Below are 21,092 nucleotides of genomic sequence, written 5' to 3'. Positions count from 1 at the left end.
GTCGGCCTGTGGCACGGAGGTTCAGCTTTCAAGCGCGACCTGCCTGGCGGACCGAGGTCTTCAGCCACGCCAGGCAGGTCGGGCGTTCACCCTGCCCCCCTACTTACGGGGCACTGCGGATCTTCGCAGAGGCTATTCCCCCCCGGCCTGCCCAGCGGGCTGTGTTCCAGGAGCAGGAGCAGGAGCAGGAGCAGGTGCGGGTGCAGGTGCAGGTGCGGGAGCAGCCATCTTCACCAAGCCGAACAGCCCGATGAGCAGGAGGACGGCGATGAACGCCGCGCCGCCGCCCAGGGCGTCGCCTGCGGCATGCGCTACCGCACCATGCGCGGTGCTGCCGTTCTCGAGCGCGTCCTCCAGCCGGGAGATGTAGACCGTGCTGAGGACGGCGATACCGAGCGCACCGCCGACCTGCTGCATGGTCTGCAACATGCCCGCCGCAGCGCCGGCGTTCTGCGGTGGCAGACCGGCGAGGACGGTGAAGTTCAGCGATGTGAAGGCGATGCCGACGCCGACGCCGCAGAAGATCGTGGGGACCACTACGAAGGAATAGCCCGTGGACGGGGTCATCTGGCTGAGCCAGAGCAGGCCGATGATGATCAGCACCGCCGCGGCGATCACGAGGTTCTTCGGGCCGAACTTCTTCACCAACGGCGGGAAGGTCCAACGGGAGGAGAAGACGCCCAGGGTCAGCGGAACGACCGCGAAGCCGGCCTCGACCGGGCTGTATCCCAGCGAGCCCTGCGCGTACACCATCAGGAAGTAGAGACCGGCGAACATGGCCCCGGGCAACATCAGCATGCCGGCGTAGGCGGCGGCCCGATTCCGGCTGGCGAACAGAGCCAGCGGGATGATCGGCTGGGCCACACGCCGTTCACCGAGCAGGAATGCGATGAGCAGCACGACTCCCACCGCGAAGGCGGCGATCGTCTGTCCACTGCCCCAGCCGCCGTCAGCGGCGTGGGTGAACCCGTAGACGATGCCGATCAGACCGACCGTGCCGGTGATCGCACCGAACACGTCGAGCTTGCCCTGGACATGCGGCAGTTGGGGAATGAAGCGGATGGCGAGCACGATGATCACGACGCCGATCGGCACGTTCACCAGCATCACCCAGCGCCAGTTGGCCCAAGAGGTGAGAACACCGCCGACCAGCAGGCCGAGGGAGCCGCCTGCCGAGGACGCGGCAGTGTAGTAGCTCAGGGCCCGTGCCCGGGCGGCCGGTGCGGTGAAGGTAGTGGCGATCAGTGACAGTGCGCTCGGCGCGGCGACAGCCGCGCCGATCCCCTGGATCACCCGGGTGGTGAGCAGCCAGCCGGGGTTCTGGGCAAAGCCCCCCACGAGGGAGGCGATCGTGAACACCGCCACGCCGACGATGAAGACCGTGCGGCGGCCGAACACGTCGCCGAGCCTGCCGCCGAACAGCAGCAGGCCGCCGAAGGCCACCCCATAGGCGTTGATGACCCAGGTGAGGTTGGCCGAGGAGAAGCCCAGTGCCTCCTGGATGGTGGGCAGGGCGGTGGTCACGATCGTCAAGTCCAGCATGATCATGAGCTGGCAGGTCACGATCACGACGAGGGCTATCGTTAACCGGCGCTCGGCTGACCGGTCGGCCACCTGGGGTGGTGGGGTCGAGGATTTCGACATTGCGTTCCTTCGGACGAGGGGACTGACGCTGTGTGACGGCCCGCCTGGCGGAGCCGATCACCAGTCAGGAGCGGTGGCCGGGGGGCCTTGTGCCGATCAGACGGTCCAGGGGATGGGGTTGGCACCTTCGGTGCCAGGAATGCTCACCAGCGCCCCGGCCTGCATGGCGACCAGTGCCTCGAGCGGCTCGCCGGTGCTGCGGAACTGGCGCACGGACCCGGCCGGCACCACCAGGGCCTGGCCGGCCGAGACCTGCTCGGTCTCGCCGTCGACGGTGAACTCGAAGGAGCCGGCGATCGGCATCCAGATCTGGTCCTTGTCGATCACGTGGACGGGGGACACGCCTCCGTCGATCACCGAGACCTTCCAGGTCGCCACCTGCTCGCTGCCCTGGCTCGGCGCGGCGAGGCCGTACATCACGGCAGACGCAGTCTTGATTGTCCGGTCCTCGGACGGGTTGATGATGTTCATGGTGATAGCCTCCTGTGTCAAGTTGCTTGACACAGTCTAATGGGGGCGGGCGATGATGTGTCAAGATGGAACTATGGAAAGCGCGGATGAACTGACTGACTACGAGCTCATCTACCTTGTCGGGATGACGTTCCAGCTGTTGCTCGGGGAGTTCGTGGGCAGGCTCAACGAGCACGGTTACGAAGAGATCAGACCGATAGACGGCATGGCGCTTCAGGTGCTCAAGGGCGATGGCGCGACTGGGACGGAACTGGCCGCCGAGCTAGGAATTACCAAGCAGGCGGTGAGTGGCATGGTCACGCATCTCGAGGAGCTTGGTTACGTGGTGCGCGTGGAGCACCCGTCCGGTGGTCGCCGCCAGCTGATTCAGCTGACCGAAAAGGCTTATGTGCACCTTGATGTTGCCGGTGCCGTGCTGCATGATCTCGAATCCGAAATCATAGGCCGGACTGGGAGGATATCGATGTACACCCTGCGGATGACGCTGGCAGAGGTGATCAGGACGCTGAGCGGCGGCGATATTCCTCCGCTGCGACCGACCTGGTGACCAGGGGCGTCGCTCTTTCCGTATGGCTTTCCGGAGGGCTTTCCTGAGATCCCGGGCATCGACTGTCCGCTGAGTCTCGGGAAAGCCACCATGGGCATCGCTGAGCGAGAGCAGTCGGGGCTGATCTCGCAGGTCGGATGAATTCTTCATTTTCACCATCACCCGTAGGACGGGACCAGTTCGACGTCCGTGTCCCCGAATCCGACCCGGGCCGCCATCTCACACCCCAGCCCGGTCTCGATTGCGTTGATGATCGCGGGGCGCAGCTGCGCCCCGCTGATGATTCTGTCGACCGAGCCGACCTCGACGGCCCGCTGGATCGTGTGAATCCCGTCGAACTCGGCGGCGACCTCGCTGAGTTTCGCCGCCCGGACGGCCTCGGTAACCTCGGCCAGTTCCGCATTGAGCGCGGCGCGGTCGGCCGTCCCGGCCGCGGCCGCCTTTGCGCGGAGGCCGGCGACGCGGGGGTCGGCGGCGGTGCGCTTGCGGACCTCGCCGGAGAACACGACCGCGGCGGCGGGGGCGCCGCCGAGCACGGAGGCGAACGAGCCCTCGACTGCGAGGATCGTCATGTTCGGGTTGAGCGCCTTGGAGAACACGGCGAACGTGCCGCCATGGCAGCGCGAGACGATGCAGAACACGATCGGGCCGTCGAAGTTGACGACCGCCCGGCCGATCTCGGCGCCGTACTCCAGCTGGACCTTGCGCATCGATTCCGGGGAGCCGTCGAACCCGGACATGTTCGCCACGACCACGAGCGGCCGGTTGCCGGAGGCGGAGTTGATCGCCCGCGCCGTCTTCTTCGACGACATGGGGAACAGCGTGCCGGAGGTGTAGGTGTCCGGGCCGTCGGAGGGCGGGAAGCCGTGCCGGGGCACGGAGTGGGACTCGACGCCGATCAGACAGACCGGGCGTCCGCCGATGCGGGCGTCCTGGACCACGGAGGTCTCGGCGTCGGCCATGTCGGCCCACCGCTCCAGCACCGGGTGGTCCTGGTCGGACACGGCCCGCATCATGGTGCGGATGTCGAACGGCTTCTTGCGGTCCGGGTTGGACGCGGTGGAGAAGATCTCCCCGACAGTGGTGAAGTCGCTCCCGTCGGCCGGGTGCGGGTAGCCGCTGATGTCCCGGTCGGCCGGGTCGGTCGTCGGGGCCGGGCGCGCCACCTTCTCGCCGGGCGCGATGTAGGCGTGGTCGTAATGGGTCATGAGGAGCGCGGCCGCGGCGGTGAGGTCCGGTGCCCAGTACTGGGCCTGGCCGTTGGGGCCCATGACCCGGTCGTAGCCGCCGATGCCGAAGTTGTCCTCGGCGGACACGCCGCCGGAGAAGTCGAGGGACTGCTTGCCGGTGAGGACCATCGCCGAGTCCGGGATCATGACCAGGATGCCCTTGGTGTGCATGAGCATGGTCGCCTCGGCGTTCCAGTACGGCTGGCCGCCGACGGTGATCCCGGCGATGACGATGTTGATCTCGCCGCCGGCCTGGGTGAACTCGACGATCCGCTTGAGCGCGGCGGCAACCCAGTCCATGTTCTCCGAGCCCGAGGTCATGGAGATCTGCGCCCCGGCGGATATGGCGAACCACTCGACAGGGACCCGCATCTCCTCGGCCAGGTCGAGGGCGGCGATGACGCGGGCGCACTCGGGCTCGGACAGGGAACCGAGGGACTTCGTCGGGTCGCCGAGCAGCGCCACGCGCGTGACACCCTCGGGGTACACGTCGGTGGGCGTTGTGATGACGCCGGCGACGATGCCCGCGGTGTTGTTCCCCTTCGGGCGGCCTGCCGGGACGAGGCGCCTGTGACCGGCGCCGGGACCGACGGCGCCGGAGGCCTCGCCTGGCTCGAGGTCGTACTCGGTGAACGTGCCGTTGTCCCCGGCGAGCAGACCGGTGAGCTCGTAGGGGTAGACGGCGCCACGGCGGGCCGCGGACAGGACCTTCTGCCGGTAGTCGTCCAGCGGCAGGATCACGTCGGTCGGCGGCGGGCCGGTGTGCAGCACCGGGGCTCCCACCGCGCCGTCGGTGATCCGCACGGATGTCTCGGCCGGTTCCCCGGTCGCCCGGCGCTGCCGGAGGACGAGCTGGACCTCTTCCAGTCCGGCGCCCGACACGGACGGGCGGATCCGGCGGATGAGCGGGGCCAGTTCCTGCGCGCTGAAGTCGCTGGAGGGCCACACGTACATGAGGATCCGGTTGGTCCCTGTGGCCCTGCTGCCCGGCCGCTGTGACCGGGCGGCGCGGATCGCGTCGAGGCATGCGGCGAGGGTGTCCTCCACCTCGGGCAGGGCGACGAGCCGGCCGTCGGAGTCGCGCAGCGGGGTCAGGTTCCGGACCTGGCCCATCGCGATCAGCCGCTCGTCCCTGCCGTCGGACTTCGCGACGGCCCGCAGCAGGTGCAGGTCCTCGTCCGCGGACGGCAGCGGGGTGAGGCCGAACTCGCGGAGCCGGCCCAGCTGCAGGCGCTCGGCGATCTGCGGGTGCAGGCCGCGGACCGGCCGGTCCTCGGTCAGACAGTCGCCCTCGTCGGGCCGGAAGGTGAAGTGATGCTGCATGACGGTGGCCGCGGCGCCGGCGACCGTGACGGTGATCCGGACGACCCCGGCAGGCGCCGGCCGCCCCGTGACGGCGCTGGTGACCGCCGCGGCGATCTCGTCGGCGGTGGACCGGCCGGCCCAGGCGACGTAGATGTCGGCGGCCAGGCCGCCGCCGGGCACCCGGCCGGACAGGGCCCCGGTGGCTGCGACAGCGTCGGGCAGGCCGGCTATGTCCGTGGTGGTGGCCGCGACGTGGGTCACGGCGGCCGCCTGGCCGGCGGTGAGGGTTCCGGTGTGCTCCGCGGTGACGAACCGGTACCCGGCGATACCGGCGACGGTGACGTTCGTCAGGCGGCGGTTGCCGTAATAGCGGCGGGTCAGGACCTCCAGCAGCGGCGTGTGATCCGGGCCGGGCCGGCCGGCGCCCGCCGGGCGCGCGGAGCGGATGATCCGTTGCCCGAGCAGCCGGACGAGGGGCGCGGAGGCGGCGGCCATCGCCCGGATGCGGTCGCCGCGGTCAGCGGCGGCCGGGTTCGCGTCGAGGTGGCGCAGGTGCGCGCGGACCGCGGCGTACACGTGGGCCCGGCTGCGGCGCAGCGGCGGCTGGGTGAACCAGCGGAGCACGACGCCGCGGGCGAGGTCGGACACGGTGGGGAACTGTGCCTGGGTTGCCTCGATGAGCTGTGCCAGGGCAGAGCTCGCCTGCTCACGGGCGGGCCCTGCGGGCGGTGCGCTCGTCTGCCACTGCCGCAGCAGCTCGGAGATGATGACGGCGCCGCCGGTCATCTGCTGCTGTGCCAGGAAGATCCGGAAGACCGCCGTCTCCAGCTCCGGCGTCCGGTCCAGCCCGGTGACGCCGTAGTGGGCCAGGACCCGGCGCAGCCGGGCCTGGACCGCATCGGGAACCCTGGCATGGTCCGCGTCGAGGCTGCGCAGGTAGGCGCGGAAGTGCTCGCGCGGGCTGTGCACGAACCTCGCGGGCGCGGACAGGTCCGAACCCGCCGCCCCGGCATGGTGGACCGCCCTCTTCCGGCTCAGCTCCGACAGGTCGGCGAAGACGGTGAGCAGGTCGAGTTCCGCGGGGACGAGCTCGTCGCCCAGCTCGGTACGGGCGTCCCGGTACCCGGCGGTCAGGGACTTGCGGTCGTCGGCGTCGCCGTCGTACCCGAGCAACAGGCCGCGCAGGTCCCGCAGGCACGCGCCGGCCAGGTCCTCGGCCGACCCGCTGTCCGCCACCGTCGGCAGGTCGATGGCCTGCCCCTCCGGGTCCACGGCGCCGGCGACCGCTGCGCCCTCGCCGGACGCGCCGTCCTCGTCGGGCAGTGGCTCCAGGCGCAGTAGCGGCGCACCGGACTCGACCTGGGTGCCGACCGGGGCCGAGCACTCGCGGACCAGGGCACGGAACGGGGCACGCAGCACCGTCTCCATCTTCATCGACTCCAGCACCAGGACCGGGTCGCCCTCGGCGACCTCGTCCCCGGCGGCGACCGGGGTCGCGACCACCAGGGCCGGGGCGGGAGAGCGGACCACGCCGCCCTCATCGCGGCTGACCCGGTGCGCGACGCCGTCGACCTCGACCTGGTGCACGGGCCCGTGCACGGATGCCGTCAGCCGGAACCGCTGCCCGTTGACCGTGATGGCGCCGCTGTAGCCGTCGAACCGCTCCAGCACGGCCTCGGCCACGGCGACGTCGCCGCCGGCGGCGATCTCGACCCGGAACCGGTCCGGCCCGCGGCGCGCTACCCGCACCCGGTAGGAGACGTCGCGGAGCTTGTAGTCGAGGGCCTGTCCGGGGTCGTGGCGGACCTGGGGCCGCCCGCCGCGGGCGGCGGCCAGCAACGCCTGCCGGCTCGCCTCCTCCTCGTCCTCGTACGCCCCGACCGCCGCGGCGACGAGGGCGACGCCGGAGTGCTCGTGGGCGGCCAGACGGCCCTGCGCGCGGACCCGGTCGATCCAGCCGGTGTCGGCCCAGCCGGCCGCGGTGCTGCCGTGGGTGACCTCGGGCTGGACCAGCAGGTCCAGGACGAAGCTCTTGTTGGTGGCGCCGCCCTCGATGACGACGCTGGTCTCGGTCATGGCGCGCCGCAGCCGGGCCAGGGCCTCTTCGCGGTTGCGGCCGTACGCGATGACCTTGGCGATCATCGAGTCGAAGTCCGCGGGAATCGTGTCGCCCTCGCTGACACCGGTATCGACACGTATCCCCGGCCCGGCCGGCAGGACCAGGCGGGCGATGCGGCCGGGCGCGGGCGCGAAGTCGCGGTCCGGGTCCTCGGCGTTCAGCCGCGCCTCGACGGCGTGCCCGGACTCGGTGGGCCGGTCCCCGGAAAGGCGCCCGCCGGATGCGACGTGCAGCTGCATCCGCACCAGGTCGGTGCCGGTGGTCAGTTCGGTGACGGGGTGCTCGACCTGCAGGCGCGTGTTCACCTCGAGGAACGCGAACTGCTTTTCGTCCGGGTGGTAGAGGAACTCCACGGTCGCGGCGCCCCGGTAGCCGACCGAGAGGGCGAGCCGCTCAGCGGACGTCTTCAGGTCCGTGACCTGCTCCGCGGACAGCAGTGGGGAGGCGGACTCCTCGATGACCTTCTGGTTGCGGCGCTGCACCGAGCAGTCCCGCACGCCGAGGGCCCAGGCCGTGCCCTGCCCGTCCGCGATGACCTGGACCTCGACGTGCCGCGCCCCGGTCACGAGCCGCTCGAGGAAGACCGTGCCGTTGCCGAAGGCCCGCAGCGCCTCGGAACTGGTCCGTTCCAGCGCCCCGGTGAGGTCGGCGGCCGAGGTGATGACCCGGATGCCGCGCCCGCCGCCGCCGGCGGTGGCCTTCAGCATCAGCGGGTAGCCGATCCGCTCCGCCGCCCGGTGCGCCTCCTCCAGGGTGGCGACCGGGCCGCGGCTCCACGGGGCAACCGGAACGCCGACCCTCTCGGCTATCAGCTTCGCGCCGATCTTGTCGCCCAGCCGGCGCATCGCCTCCGCGGACGGGCCGATGAACGTGACCCCGGCCTTCTCGCACAGCTCCGCGAACGCCGGGTCCTCCGCGACGAAACCCCAGCCCGGCCACGCCGCGTCCGCGCCCGACTCCGCCAGGGCGTTCTCCAGGACCGCCATGTCGAGATAGGGACGGTCCGCGGCCGCGCCGAGGCAGACCGTCCGGTCGGCCTCCCGCACGAACGTGGCGCCGCGGTCGGCGTCGGTGTACAGCGCTACCGTCTCGATGACCTTCCCGGTCTGCGCGGACAGGTCACGGACAGCGTGGATCAGCCGCATCGCGGCCTCCCCGCGGTTAACAATGGCAATACGGCTGAACACCGGCCAGGCCTCCTTCTGAATATTCTGCGGCGCCGGAAATGCTGTTGGACAGCAATAGGGAGAGAAGACCCTAGAGGCGCTCGAAGACGCCGAACTTCCACTCGATGTTGTAGCCGATACCAGTTCCGGCCGGCCCCTTCGAGATTTCCGGGAAGACATATTCGCGCACGATGTGGCGAATGACTGCCTCTCGAGTCGTCCGGTCAGTGATCTCGGCGAGGTACTCCGCCTGATTCGACGGGACGAGGGCCGTCGCCAGGTTTTCCTCGGCCAGCAGCTCGAACGTCTGACTGGTTGTGGTGCCGGTCATGAAGTGCTCGAGAGCTGCGGCAACCCCTTCGACGGACTGCGGTGTGGGCAGTATCCGGCGGTCCGCGCGCTCCTGGGCGTTCAGTCTTTGCTCAGAACGCGCGCGGGTGACGGCCTCGCGCAGCGGCGAGGGCAGACCGGACGGGTCGGCCGTCTCCAGCGCATTCAGCCAGTGCCGTCGGAGCAGGCGGTTGGGGTCGTGGAAAAGAACGGAGTTCCTGGTGGCGGGCGCGAGGTCGGGCGCGTTGAAGACCAGTTTTCCGCCGGGCGCCAGCACAGCCGCGATCGAGGCGGCTGCGTGCCGCATCGGTCCTTCGCGGAGCAGGTGGAACACCATGTTGGCCATCACCACGTCAACGTGATCGCCTTCCATGACTTCGAGAAGATCACGGAATTGCCCACCCTCTCCTCGCAGAGAGTGGAACCTGGCCCAGGGGACGTCCTTGAGGAGTTCGTAGCCCTGAGCGAACCACCCGTGCGGCAGGTCGACCAGGTGGAGCTCGAAGCCGATGCCGAGACCGGCAAGACGTTCAGGGAGATCCTGCGCGATGCAGACCTTGGAGAGTTCGATCGACGCCAGGCCGGTGCCTGCGCCGTAGTCCAGAACCCGGATGACGTCGCCCCTGCGGGCCTGCTCGGCGCGCGCATTGATCGCAGCCATGACCTCGCGGACCACGACTCCGGTTGCTCCGGAGGACCACCTGCGGGGCTGGGACAGGTCGCCGTCGAAATAGAGCAGTTCGTGCAGGCCGCGTCCGTCGTCCAGGTCGGATCCCGGCTCCGGGCGCCAGTCGCCCGCCTGCACGGTCGTCACGAGGTCCTGTCCCGTAACCGCGGTCGCCCGGTGCTGCCCGTCTTGGCCACGTAGCTGGATGACCTCCAGGGGATTGGGCTGTGCGCACACGAATCGGTTGACCGAGACCGCGACGAAAGGCCGCGTGGCCGGGTAGCGGCGTTCGAGGTGGCTGACCGCGGTCAGGCCGGCCCTCCGGCAGCAGTTCATGAACGTCGAATACTCGACCGGATACTGGTGAGCCAGGCCACGGTAGGCATCGAAAGCGACCGAGTGCAGCGTGCCGAGATGCTGGGACGCGACTTGCGGAGGCACACAGTGCGCCTCAAGAAGCACCATGCCGTGCTTGCCGACATAAGGCTTCCAACGCTCAAGATGTGCGACGAGATCCGCCTCGACCGCAGCGGCCGACAGCGGCGTGCCGTCGGGCGCCACATACGCGCCGGACGCCGAGCCAGGGACATCGGACGGCGATCCGCCGTGGTAGGTCCGGCCGTGATCGGCGAACGAGCGGATGTGCAGGCCGTCCTCGATCGACAGTCCGTGTTCGGCCAGTTGGGCCCGCAGTTCCAGTGGCGATGTGATGTCACCCAGCAGGAGCAGCGGGTCGCGTACGCCGGCAGCCTGCAGCTTCTGCCGTGCCTCGTCGAGAGCGACCGCGCTGGCATCGATGCCGACGTAGCGGACGCTGTCTCCGATCATGGAATGCAGGTGGGCGAGCCAACTGCCGTCACCACATCCCATGTCGGCGATGAACGCCGGCGGCCGGCCGTTTGCGAACATCTCCCGGAAGATCGGGTCCGCATCGGCGAAGTACCGGCGACGAGCAGCCGAGCCGGCCTGCACATTGAGCTTGTTCTCGCAATGCCACTCATCGCCTCCGGGACTCACCACGAGCTCGCCGCGGAGCAGCTCTTCCAGGCGGGCCAGCATGGGGAGGTAGGAGCCCGCCAGGCCGAAGTGATCGCTGAAATTCCGGAAGGCCAGGCCTTTCGGGGTCCATTGGCATTCGGCATCGACCCAGCCGAGCAGGGCCAGGAGACGCTCCACGTCCTGCGGGAGCCGGTCGCTGCCTTCGTGAGCGCGAAGTGACAGCATGGCCGGTACGAGCAGCGTTCCTTCCAGATAGGCCCCTACGAACTCGTCCTGCTCGATGCCTGCATGCCATTCCTCCAAGCGCCCGACTGCGGCCGAGAAAGCATCCGAGGTCTCGGCATCCCACGGGGTATTCCACGAGTCGGGTGCGCTGCCGGCGAACCGGGCAAGGAACTGGCCCGCCTGTAGCAACTGATCGCGATGACGCAGGGCCGCTAGCCCGGACGGTGTCCACGCTGCCGGCTCGGCCTCGGCGTCGAACCAGCCGACGCTCGCCAGGCAGCGCCGAACCACTCCCAGGTAACCGGTTTCGGGAAGGCCGCATTGTTCACCGGGGCCGGATTCCAGCAGGCCGAGTGAGCCGAGCGCGCGGATGATCGAGGAGATGACCACGCCATCTTGGTAGAGGAAATTACGGCGGCGTGCATTGGCCGCGTAATCCGCCGGTGCCTCACTGCCGGTTGATTGGAGCGTGGCGGTTATTGTCGTCTCAGAAGGCACTGAATACCCCTTAACCATCCGTGGTCAGCTGATAACGCGAGCCTGGTGACCGCATTGAGTCTTCTGCTTGGTTCGCCGGCAGGAAGGGCCGGCCGGAGCCGTCCCCGGGCCCGAACCTGTCGGCCGTTGAGCGGTCCGCGCCCGGGGTGACGAAGATCTGGACCAGCGCGCGGTGCCGCTGGGAAAGGAAGTCGACGGCAGACCCTTCGGCCTTCGTCATCACGCCGTGGCAGCTCGAGGTGCGCACCGGCATCAGCCCGGGGGCGAGCGAGACCGAGGTCAGGGACAAGGCGGTGAAGCCCGAGGGCGTGCTGTCGACGTCCCGGGTGGCGGCGATGACCAGTGGCGCCGCCACCGTTGACATGGCTTCGGAGAAGTCCCGGGCGGCCACGGCCGCGGGGGCCTGCTCATCCGACGCGCAGGAGATCCCTCACCCGTACCCGCTCTCAGCCCTCGGTGCGGATCGTCTGCTCGATCGGTTCGTTCTCATCCGGACGGCGGCCGGCGGCCGCCGTCCGGTGCGGGTCCGTCATACCCCGCCGCTTGCCGCCGCCCGGGACGCCTCGCGGACCTGCGCGGAGAAGTCGTCGCGGAGCGACGCCTCCCAGGCCTGCGAATCGCGCAGGCCCTGCACCGAGCCGGTGAAGTGCGGCGCGACCTCCGAGGCGAACAGTTCGAAGCTGTCCATGGTCTGCCGGCGGTTGGCCCAGTTCTGAACGGTCAGCAGCAGGCTGCCGAAGCCGCCGCTCTGCTCGTTCAGGTACTCGATCGCCTCTATCGCGTCCTCCGGGGACCCGATGATCGCGGTGCGCGTCTCCACCATGTGCTCCACCTCGCGCCCCTCCGGCAGGTCGCCCACGGCGCCGAGGGTGCCCTTGACGTAGCTGCGGAACCACTCCGCCGCACCCTGGCGCACCTGCCGGTACGCCTCCTCGCGGGTCTCCGCGATGTGGGTGCAGATCGCCACGCGCCACTTGCTCCGGTCCACCGTGGTGCCGTTCTTCGCGGCCTCGTCCTCGGTGGTCTCCCACAGCTTGCCGAGTGGCGGGGCTTCCCGTCCGGCCAGTCCGGCGAAGGTCAACGGGTTGATGCCGTACTTGCCGGCCAGCCGCATGCTGCGCTCGGTGCCCGTGCCTGCTGCCATCATCTCGAAACAGGGCTGGGTGTACGGCCGCATCTGCAGCCGGGCCTCACGCAGTTCGAACCAGTCGGTCTTGCGGGTCAACGGTTCGGTGCTGGTGAGCAAGTGGTGGATCGCGTCCAGCGACTCGGCCATCATCCGCCGCTGGTCGCTGGCGGCGATACCCATCATGTACGCGTCCGAGGGGTGCACCCCGGCGCCCATGCCGAACATGATCCGGCCACGGGTCTGATGGTCGAGCTGGACCATCCGGTCGGCCGCGGTGAGCGGGTGGTGGTAGGGCAGGCTGACAACGCCGGTGCCCAGCATGATGCGCCGGGTGCGCTCGGCCGCGGCGGCCAGCAGCAGCTCCGGCGAGGCGACGGTGGACCAGCCGCCGGAGTGGTGCTCGCCGACCCAGGCCTCGTTGAAGCCGAGCTCGTCCAGGCGGCTGATCAGCTCCAGGTCATGCTGCAGGTTCGCGGTCGGGTCCTGGCCGAGGCGGTGGAACGGAGGGAGAAACGCGCCGAATCGCATGGTGGGGTGTCCTATCGTCTTTCGTCAGGAGATTGCTTGCCGGTGTGGTCAGGGGTTCAGGGCTCGCCGGATCGCGTCTGCGACGACGTCCACGGCAGGCGGCGCGACGACGGAGTAGTGATCACCGGGCACGGCTTCGACGCTTGCGTCTTCGCCGCCCAGCATGTCCACCCAGGCCGCGGCGGTCTTCTCGTCCGCGCCGCCGTCCGCCGCGCGAAGCAGCAGGGTGCGGACCCCGGACGGGGCCGGGCGGTGGGCCTCCAGGAGGCGCGAGTTGGCCATGAAGCGCTCGATGATGCGGTGGAAGGCCTCGGCGCCGATGTCCGACGGCAACACGCCGGCGCTCACCAGGGACTGGCGCAGGGACTGGATGCGGTCGGGATGTGCGGACGGCACCGTCTCGCCGCCGTCCTCGTCCCTGCCCTTCTCGCCGCTGTCCGCCGCGGAGCGCGGCGTCCAGTCGCTGCCCGACAGTCCGGCCAGGTCGCGGGCGAACCAGTCGAGCAGGTCGTCGTCGCCGAGTGGCCCGCCGGTCGCCGGGCCCGGCGCTTCGAGCAGGTCCACCGCGACGACCAGGTCCGCCTTCCGGCCCGACGCGGCCAGCAGCCGGGACATCTCGATCGCGACCACACCGCCCATCGACCAGCCGCCGAGGAGCCAGGGGCCGTCCGGCTGGGCCGAGATGACTTCCTCGACGTAGTGGGCGGCCAGGTCGGTCAGCGTCGGCGCGTCCAGGTCGTCAGGGGTCTGGAGCGCATAGAAGGGGCGGTCGCCACCGACCCGCGCGGCCAGTTCCGCGTAGCAGAGCACGTCGCCGCCGACCGGGTGCACGAAGAACAGCGGCGGCAGTTCACCTTCCGTGCGCACCTGCACCAGAGCCTCGCGCCGGTGTGTGCTGCCGAGGTCGGACAGCGCCTCGGCCAGCTGGGCGATGGTCGGCCGGGCGAACAGCAGGGACACCGGCAGCACCCGCTCCCACTCGGCCTCGATGCGGGCCATCAGCCGCACCGCGGTGAGTGAGTCGCCGCCCAGGGCGAAGAAGCCGGCGTCTGCGGTGACCAGCGTCGGGTCGAAGAACTCGGCCCAGATCGCGGCCAGCCGGGTCTCGGTCTCGCCTTCGGGCGCCCGGCCGGCGGCCTCGCCGAGGCCCATGGACGGATCGGGCAGCGCAGCGCGGTTCACCTTGCCGTTGGCGGTGAGCGGCATCTCGTCGAGCAGCACGAACTGCCTCGGCACCATGTACTCCGGCAGCACGGCGCGCAGCGCCGACTCGAGCTTGCCGGTGTCCGGGTCGGCGTCGGGCTGGTGGACCACGTAGGCGACCAGCCGCTTGGGACCCTGCCGGTCGCCGAGCGCCTGCACCACGGTGGCGCGCACGCCCTCGCAGTGCGAGATCGCTGCTTCGATCTCACCCAGCTCGATGCGGTATCCCTGCACCTTGACCTGATCGTCCTCGCGGCCGAGGAACTCGATCACGCCGTCGGGCCGGTACCGGCCCATGTCACCGGTGCGGTAGAGCCGCTCACCGGTGGCCGGGTGCCTGACGAACGAGGCGCGCGTCTTCTCCCCGTCGGCGTGGTACCCGCGGGCCAGGCCGTCGCCGCCGATGTAGAGCTGGCCAGGGACCAGGGCCGGGCGCGGGCGCAACTGCTCGTCGAGCACGTGGAACTGCTGATTGCGCATCGGCACGCCGTACGGGACGCTCGTCCACTGCGGGTCGACACTTTCGATCGGGTACCAGATCGACCAGATCGACGCCTCGGTCGCGCCGCCCAGGCTCCATATCGCCGCGCCGGGCAGCCCGCGCCGGATCAGATCCGGCAGGGTCACCGGTATCCAGTCGCCACTCATCATCACGACGCGGACCAGGTCCGGCGCCTGCGCGGTCGGCGAGGCGAGGTGCTGGGCGAACAGCTCCATCAGGGCCGGGGCGCTGTTCCAGATCGTCACGCCGTGTTTCCTGGCGAGTTCGGCCCACCGGGACGGTTCGTGTGCGGCGTCCGGATCTGGCAGCACGATCGCACCGCCGGCGGAGAGCATGCCGAACACGTCGTAGACGGACAGGTCGAAGTTGAACGCCGACAGGGCCAGCACACGATCCTGGTCGGTCACGGTGAACCGGTCGTTGACGTCCGCGATGGTGTTGCCGGCCGCCCGGTGCTCGATCATGACCCCCTTGGGGGTTCCGGTGCTGCCGGAGGTGAAGATGACGTACGCCAGGTCGCCCGGGTCCGCGGGGGACGGGGGAGTCGGCGCGTCGGACAGCGCGGCGAGCGTCTCGTCGTCGACCACGAGCCGTTCCACGCCGTCGGGCCAGGACTCGTCCGCCGGCCCGCCGGGCTGGGTGAGCGCCACGGTGATGCCGGAGGTCCTGCACAACGTGCGCAACCGTTCGGCAGGGACCGCGGCGTCGATCGGCACGTAGGCGGCACCCGCTTTGAGGATGCCGAGTGCCCCGGCGACCTGCTCCCAGCCCTTGTGCATCACCACGCCGATCAGCTGCTCGGGGGCGGTGCCGTGTTCGAGCAGCCAGTTGCCTATCCGGTTCGACAGCGCGTCGAGTTCACCGTAGGTGAGGCTCCGGTCGGGCGTGATCACGGCTACCCGCTCGGGCCGTTCGGCCGCGTTGGCCATGAACCCGGCGTGCAGCAGCTCCTCGGGCCGCGGGCCCGCGGTGGCGTTGACGCGGTGCCGTACAGCGAGCTCCTTCTGCCCCAGGAGCGGGGCGATCGGGCTGTTCCAAGCCGTCGGCGAGGCGGCCAGCTCGTTGAGAAGGCTGACGTAAGCGGCATGCATCGCGTCGATCAGGCCGGCCGGGAAGAGCTCTTCCACCACGTCCCAGTTGACGATCAGCTCTCCGTCGTCCTCGATCACCTGGTGGTCGAGCCACACCTGCGGGGTGCGGATGGCGCTGGAGACCTCGCGGCCGCTGTCGCCGAGGGACAGCAGGTGCTGAACCAGGCCGGTACCCGCGGCGCGGGTGTCCCGGGCGGCGAAGTTCACCGTGCTGGCGAACACGACCGGAACGGATGCGCGCACCGACTCGCCGCGCTGCTGGTTCATCTCCCGCAGCACCCGGACACCGCTCACCCGGCTGTGCTCGAGGTCCTGCCACAGTTGCTGTTGCACCTTCACGGCACGTTCGCCGAACGGGGTGCTGCCGCCCGCGTGCACCTCCAGCAGAATGGTCGAGCTGAAGTTGCCCACGATCGAGTCCACCTGCGGATGCAGCGGCATCCGGTTGAAGAAGAGCATGTTCAGGGTGAAGTCGGGGTTCTTGCTCCACTGCGCGATCACCTCGGTGTACGCGGCGCAGATCGCTGCGGACGCGGTGACCCCGGCCGCCTTCGCATGCTCCCGGAACGCTGTCCAGGCCTCGCGGTCGAGCCGGTGCTCGCGGTGCACGAAGTGCGGCCGGTGCACGGTGGCAGGGTCGCGTGCCAGCGGCAGTTCGGGTGCGGGCGGCATCTCGGCGACCCGGCCGCGCCAGTACTCGAGCGAGGCCGCGTACTCGGGGCCCTGCTCCAGTTCCTTGGCCGCGATGACGTAGTCGCGGAAGGTGATCTCCGCCGGCTCGTCCAGCTCCTCGCCGCGGACGGACTGCGCCCATTCGCGGAACACCGTCGACGCGCCCCACGCGTCGCTGATCAGCGCCTCGTGCGCGACATGCAGGCGGATGCGCCCCTCGCCCAGGATGCTGGCGCGAACGTCGAACAGCGGCCATTGGTCCGCGGCGAGGACCTGGTCGCGCATCTCCTCGTGCAGGGCGGCCAGTTTCTGGTCGCGGGTGTCGGCTTCGAGCCCTGACACGTCGTAGGTACGGATCTCGTAACGCGGCACCTCGGGCAGCACGCGCTGGGTGCTGTCGTTGTTGATGACGGCCCTGAGCATGTCGTGGCGGGCGATCAGCGCGTTGAGCTTGTCGGTCAAGAGGTCCAGGTCGGCGCCTTCGAGGTCGACCTCGGTGAAGAAGTAGGTCGAGACGTTCCCGAGCTCGAACGCGTCCGTGCGGCCGATCAGGTAGGCCTGCTGGAGGTCGGTCAGCGGGAACGGTTCGAACCGCGCGTCCGGGTCGGGCACGATCCGCGGTGGCTCGTCCGCCGCGAGTTCGAGGCTCGCGGCCGCGCCCGGATCAGAGCCCTGTACGGCGTCCCCGCCGGTCGGCTCACCGAGCGCGTCGAGCACCAGATCGGTCAGGCCACTGATGTCGCAGCCCTCGATGAAGGCGACCAGCGGCAGCGACACCGACAGCTGGCGGGTCAACTGGTCGTTGGCCTGCAGCGCCATCAGCGAGTCGAGCCCCAGGGCCGGGAGCGGCTCGTCGAGGGCGAGGTCCTCGGCTTGGGATCCGAGCACGCCCGCGACGGTTCCGGTGACCAGCTTCAGGGTCTCGGCCGCTCGCTCGTTCGCGGGCAGGGCGAGGATGCGTGCGCGTGCGGCACCGGACGCTCCGGTCGGCTTGGCGGACCGCGCGGCCCCCGGGCGCGCCGGGCTGTTCGTCCTCGCGTCAGTTTGCTGACGCGTGACCGCGTCCTTGTCCGCGCGCTTCATGTACACGCCGTCGGCCGACACCACCGGGTTGCCCCCGGCGTCACGCACGTCGAGCGTCGCGGTGAGCACGTCGCCGGCGTAGCCGGACCGGGTCACCGTGGTGCGGCAGTAGAGCTCACTGCCGTCGTGGCCGTGGAACGTGAGGCGATCGATGCCGAGAAGCATGTAGGCCTCGTCCGGCGTGCCGCCTTCGGGCATGCAGCTGATCAGCATCTGCAGCAGCGAGTCGGTCACGCCCGGGTGCAGCAGATACGGGTCGGCCTCGCCGGCCGCGGCCGGCCGTATCCGGGCAACGGCCTCGCCCGGCCGGTGCCAGATGTGGTCGATCCAGCGGGCCGACCCACCCAGGTAGATCGTGCGTTGCCAGAGCTGCCTGTAGTGGTCCTCGCCGCTGGTCTGCTGCGCGAACTCGGCGGCCAGCTCCGCTTCGTCGATGGCGGCGGAGGCCGTCCCGGGCACTCCGGGGCCGACGCGCCCCTGGGCGTGCAGTGCCCAGGCGGCGGAGTCGCCGGCGCTCTCCGGGCGGGCGAAGAAGCGGTAGGCGTAACGCGCCTCGTCGATGGGTTCGAGCGCGAGCTGTCCGGCACACACCTCGCTGGCTATCAGGCTCTGGGGAATCGAGTAGTCCTCGATGGCGATCGGCCCGGTCACGCCTTCCCGCCGCGCGGCCGACATGGCCAGATCGAGATAGACGCCGGCGTTGACCACCGGCATCCCGTCCATGACGCAGTCCCGCAGGCAGGCGTGCGACGCGGGGTCGATCCGTGCGTCGAAGAGACGGCTGTCCAGAGCACACGGGATCGATGCGCCGAGCAGCGCGCCGCCGGTGCCGGCCCCGTCGGCTGTGGAAGCGCCCGTCGTGGCGACGGGCGGGCGCCCGTTCGCCGAGGGGACCAGGGAGGCCGAAGTCGCCGCATCCGGAGTCTGCGTGCTCGGGGTGTACCAGTGCCGATCGGTCCGGAACGGGTACGTGGGTGCGGCGACCTTGCGCCGGCCGCGGCCGGCGTCAACCTTCGCCCAGTCCACCGGGACGCCGCGGGTGTGCAGCGCGGCCAGGCCGTTGAGCATCACCCGGTTGTCGTCCTGCTTCTGCCGCAGCGAGGGCAGGAACAGGAAGTCGGGGCCGGAATCGGACTGCGGGGCGAACCGCGTGGCCATGCCGCTGAGCACGGGGCTCGGCCCGACCTCGATGAACACGGTGCATCCGGAGTCGAACACGGCCTGCATCCCGCGGTGGAAGTCCACCGGGGCCAGCGCGTGCCGGCGCCAGTACGCGGCGCCGATACAGCCTTCGCCGCTGAGGGACTTGCCGGTCACGTTCGAGAACAACGGAATCTGCGGCGCCCGGTACGCGATCTTCTCGGCCTCGGCCTCGAACGGGTCGAGCATCGGCTCCATGAGCGGCGAGTGGAAGGCCTTGGAGGTCTTGATCGGCCTTGAGTTGATGCCCGCTTCGGCGAGGACGGGCAGGAAGCGCTCCATCGCCTCCGGCGCGCCGGCCACCACGACGCTCTGCGGGCCGTTGATGGCGCTGAGCGAGAGCCCCTCCCCGGCCTGCGCGAGCAGTTCGCGCACCCGCTGGGTGTCGGCGAACACGGTGACCATCGCGCCCGCGGGAGTCAGCTCCTGCATGAGCCGGCCGCGGTGGGCGGCCAGCAGTGCGCCCTCGGTCCAGTCCATCGCCCCGGCCACACAGGCCGCGGCGAGCTCGCCGACGCTGTGGCCGAGCAGGGCGGCCGGCTCGACGCCCCAGGAGCGCCACAGCCGGGCGACGGCGTACTCGAGAATGAACAGGGCCGGCTGGGTGTAGCGGGTCTCGTCGATGAGCCCGGAGTCGAGCGAGCCGTCGAGCATCAGCGGCAGCAAGCGGCGGCCCAGCACGGGCTCGAGCAGCTCGTCGGCCTGATCGAACAGCTCGCGCACCAACGGCTCGGTCCGGTAGAGCGAGGCAGCCATCGGCGCGTACTGCGACCCCTGGCCGGTGAACAGGAAGGCGACGCGAGGCCGGGCAGATGCGCTCACCCGGCCCGTGTGCACGTTCGGCGAGGTGTCCTCGGCCGGCAGCTCGATCGCCTCGGCAAGTCCTTCGCGCAGTGCCTGCGCGGTCTGGCCGACCACCGCGGCCCGGAAGGGGAGCGCGGCGCGGCCCACAGCCGCCGTGTGGCAGAGGTCGGGCAGCTCCTGCTCGTCCGCGGCCGCCAGCCGGTCCTGGTAGGCGTGCACCAGCTCGCCCAGGGCCGCGGAGCTCTTCGCGGACAGGGTCAGCAGATGGTCCTTGCGCGGCTCGGGCGCGTTCGCGCTCGATTCCGGTGCCGGCGGCTCGCCGACCACCACGTGCGCGTTGGTGCCGCTGACGCCGAAGCCGCTGACTCCGGCGACGCGGGGCCCGTCCCCGGCGGGGAACACGGTCGGCTCGACCGGGATGCGCAGGTGCAGCTGGTCCAGATCGATCGCCGGGTTGACGGTGCTCAGGTTCAGGTGCGGCGGTACGGTGCCGTGCTGCACCGTCATCAGGGCCTTGATGAGCCCTACGACGCCGGCCGCGGCCTCCAGGTGACCGAAGTTGGTCTTGGCCGAACCGACCAGCGGGGGCTCCGAACCGGCCGGCGCGCCGAGCGCGGCACGCAGCGCCCGCAGTTCGAGCGGGTCGCCGAGCGGGGTGCCCGTGCCGTGCGCCTCGATGTACCCGACGCGGTTGCCCTCGATCCGTGCTGCGCGCAGCGCTGCCCGCACCACTTCGGTCTGCGCCGCCGGGTTCGGCACGGTGATGCCGCTGCTGCGGCCGTCCTGGTTGACAGCGGAGCCGAGAATCAGCCCCTCGATGCGATCGTTGTCCGCGAGCGCGGTGGACAGCCGCTTGAGCACCACCACGCCACAGCCCTCGCCTCGGCCGTAGCCGTCGGCCGACGCGTCGAAGGTCTTACATCGGCCGTCTTCGGCGAGCATCCCGGCCTGAGACATCAGCAGGAACCACTCCGGGCTCAGCAGGACGTTGACACCGCCGGCCAGCGCCATCGAGGTCTCCCCGGAGCGCAGGCTCTGGCAGGCCAGGTGCACCGCGACCAGCGAGGAGGAGCAGGCGGTGTCCACGGACAGGCTCGGGCCGCTCAGGCCGAGCCAGTAGGAGAGCCGGCCGGCCGCGAACGTCGAGGCGTTGCTGGTGGTGCAGTACATCTCCAGCTCGTCGGCGACGACCTGCTGCATCTGGTTCTGGACGTAGTCGTAGGTGGTGACGCCCAGATAGACGCCGGTGGGGCTGCCGGCCAGGCGGTCCGGCGCCTGCCCCGCGTGCTCCAGGGCCTCCCAGGCCACCTCGAGGAACATCCTCTGCTGCGGGTCGAGAGCGGCGGCCTCGCGTGGAGAGATGCCGAAGAACCCGGCATCGAAGCGGTCGACCTCGTCGAGGAATCCGCCGCCCGCTATGCCGCCCCACCGCTTCGGGTCCCAGCGTTCCGGTGGGACCGGCACGGTCCCGCTCTCGCTCCGGAGCAGGAAATCCCAGTACTGTTCCGGGCTCCGCACGCCGCCGGGCAGCCGGCAGCCCATGCCGATCACCGCGATCGGCTCGGTTTTCGCCTGCTCCGCCTCGTTGAGGCGTGCCCGCAAAGTGCGGATCTGTACCAGGCTCCGGGCCAGCACTTCGCGGGCCGAACTGGGCTCAGCTGTGTCGATGGTCAAAGCCCT

Annotated in this window: 8 protein-coding genes; 1 reads left to right on the top strand and 7 read right to left on the bottom strand. The window is 70.3% G+C overall.

Features of this window, described 5'->3' with window-relative positions:
• Window positions 1-132: 132 nt before the first annotated feature.
• Together SH922_RS06885 and SH922_RS06880 are read right to left on the bottom strand one after the other, a co-directional pair.
• On the bottom strand, window positions 133-1,644 hold the full coding sequence (locus SH922_RS06885) for an MFS transporter (protein ID WP_393055922.1): 1,512 nt from the start codon (window positions 1,642-1,644) through the stop codon (window positions 133-135).
• Window positions 1,645-1,740: 96 nt separating this feature from the next.
• Window positions 1,741-2,115, bottom strand: a complete 375-nt coding sequence (locus SH922_RS06880; RefSeq protein WP_393055919.1) for a cupin domain-containing protein — start codon at window positions 2,113-2,115, stop codon at window positions 1,741-1,743.
• 73 nt (window positions 2,116-2,188) lie between these two features.
• Between SH922_RS06880 and SH922_RS06875 the strand changes: the two genes are divergently transcribed.
• The gene (locus SH922_RS06875) at window positions 2,189-2,662 is read left to right on the top strand and encodes a MarR family winged helix-turn-helix transcriptional regulator (protein WP_393055917.1); all 474 of its coding nucleotides are present in this window, start codon (window positions 2,189-2,191) and stop codon (window positions 2,660-2,662) included.
• Window positions 2,663-2,820: 158 nt separating this feature from the next.
• On the opposite strand, the gene SH922_RS06870 is transcribed toward SH922_RS06875, so the two are convergent.
• The 5 genes from SH922_RS06870 to SH922_RS06850 form a co-directional block, all read right to left on the bottom strand.
• Window positions 2,821-8,502 (bottom strand): biotin carboxylase N-terminal domain-containing protein, encoded by a 5,682-nt coding sequence (locus SH922_RS06870; protein WP_393055914.1) that lies wholly within the window; start codon window positions 8,500-8,502, stop codon window positions 2,821-2,823.
• Window positions 8,503-8,572: 70 nt separating this feature from the next.
• Entirely contained in the window at window positions 8,573-11,200 is a 2,628-nt protein-coding gene (locus SH922_RS06865; protein ID WP_393055911.1) for a class I SAM-dependent methyltransferase, read from the bottom strand.
• Window positions 11,201-11,210: 10 nt separating this feature from the next.
• Window positions 11,211-11,591 carry a flavin reductase family protein gene (locus tag SH922_RS06860; RefSeq protein ID WP_393055908.1) on the bottom strand — a complete coding sequence of 127 codons (381 nt, stop codon included), beginning with the start codon at window positions 11,589-11,591 and terminating at the stop codon, window positions 11,211-11,213.
• A 138-nt stretch (window positions 11,592-11,729) separates the two neighbouring features.
• Window positions 11,730-12,857: an LLM class flavin-dependent oxidoreductase gene (locus SH922_RS06855; protein WP_393055905.1), complete on the bottom strand. Its 1,128-nt coding sequence runs from the start codon at window positions 12,855-12,857 to the stop codon at window positions 11,730-11,732.
• A gap of 48 nt (window positions 12,858-12,905) precedes the next feature.
• Entirely contained in the window at window positions 12,906-21,086 is an 8,181-nt protein-coding gene (locus tag SH922_RS06850) for an amino acid adenylation domain-containing protein (protein ID WP_393055901.1), read from the bottom strand.
• Between the last annotated feature and the right edge of the window lie 6 nt (window positions 21,087-21,092).

The sequence above is a fragment of the Streptomyces sp. LN549 genome (genome assembly GCF_043203805.1).
Taxonomy (GTDB): domain Bacteria; phylum Actinomycetota; class Actinomycetes; order Streptomycetales; family Streptomycetaceae; genus Streptomyces.
The sequence above is the reverse complement of the archived record's forward strand: the minus strand, read 5'-3'. Positions and strand labels throughout refer to the sequence as shown.

Excerpts from the sequence above, each read along its gene's own strand:
- SH922_RS06875 (WP_393055917.1), top strand. The coding sequence starts at position 2,189 with ATGGAAAGCGCGGATGAACTGACTGACTACGAGCTCATCTACCTTGTC.
- SH922_RS06855 (WP_393055905.1), bottom strand. The coding sequence starts at position 12,857 with ATGCGATTCGGCGCGTTTCTCCCTCCGTTCCACCGCCTCGGCCAGGAC.
- SH922_RS06880 (WP_393055919.1), bottom strand. The coding sequence starts at position 2,115 with ATGAACATCATCAACCCGTCCGAGGACCGGACAATCAAGACTGCGTCT.
- SH922_RS06885 (WP_393055922.1), bottom strand. The coding sequence starts at position 1,644 with ATGTCGAAATCCTCGACCCCACCACCCCAGGTGGCCGACCGGTCAGCC.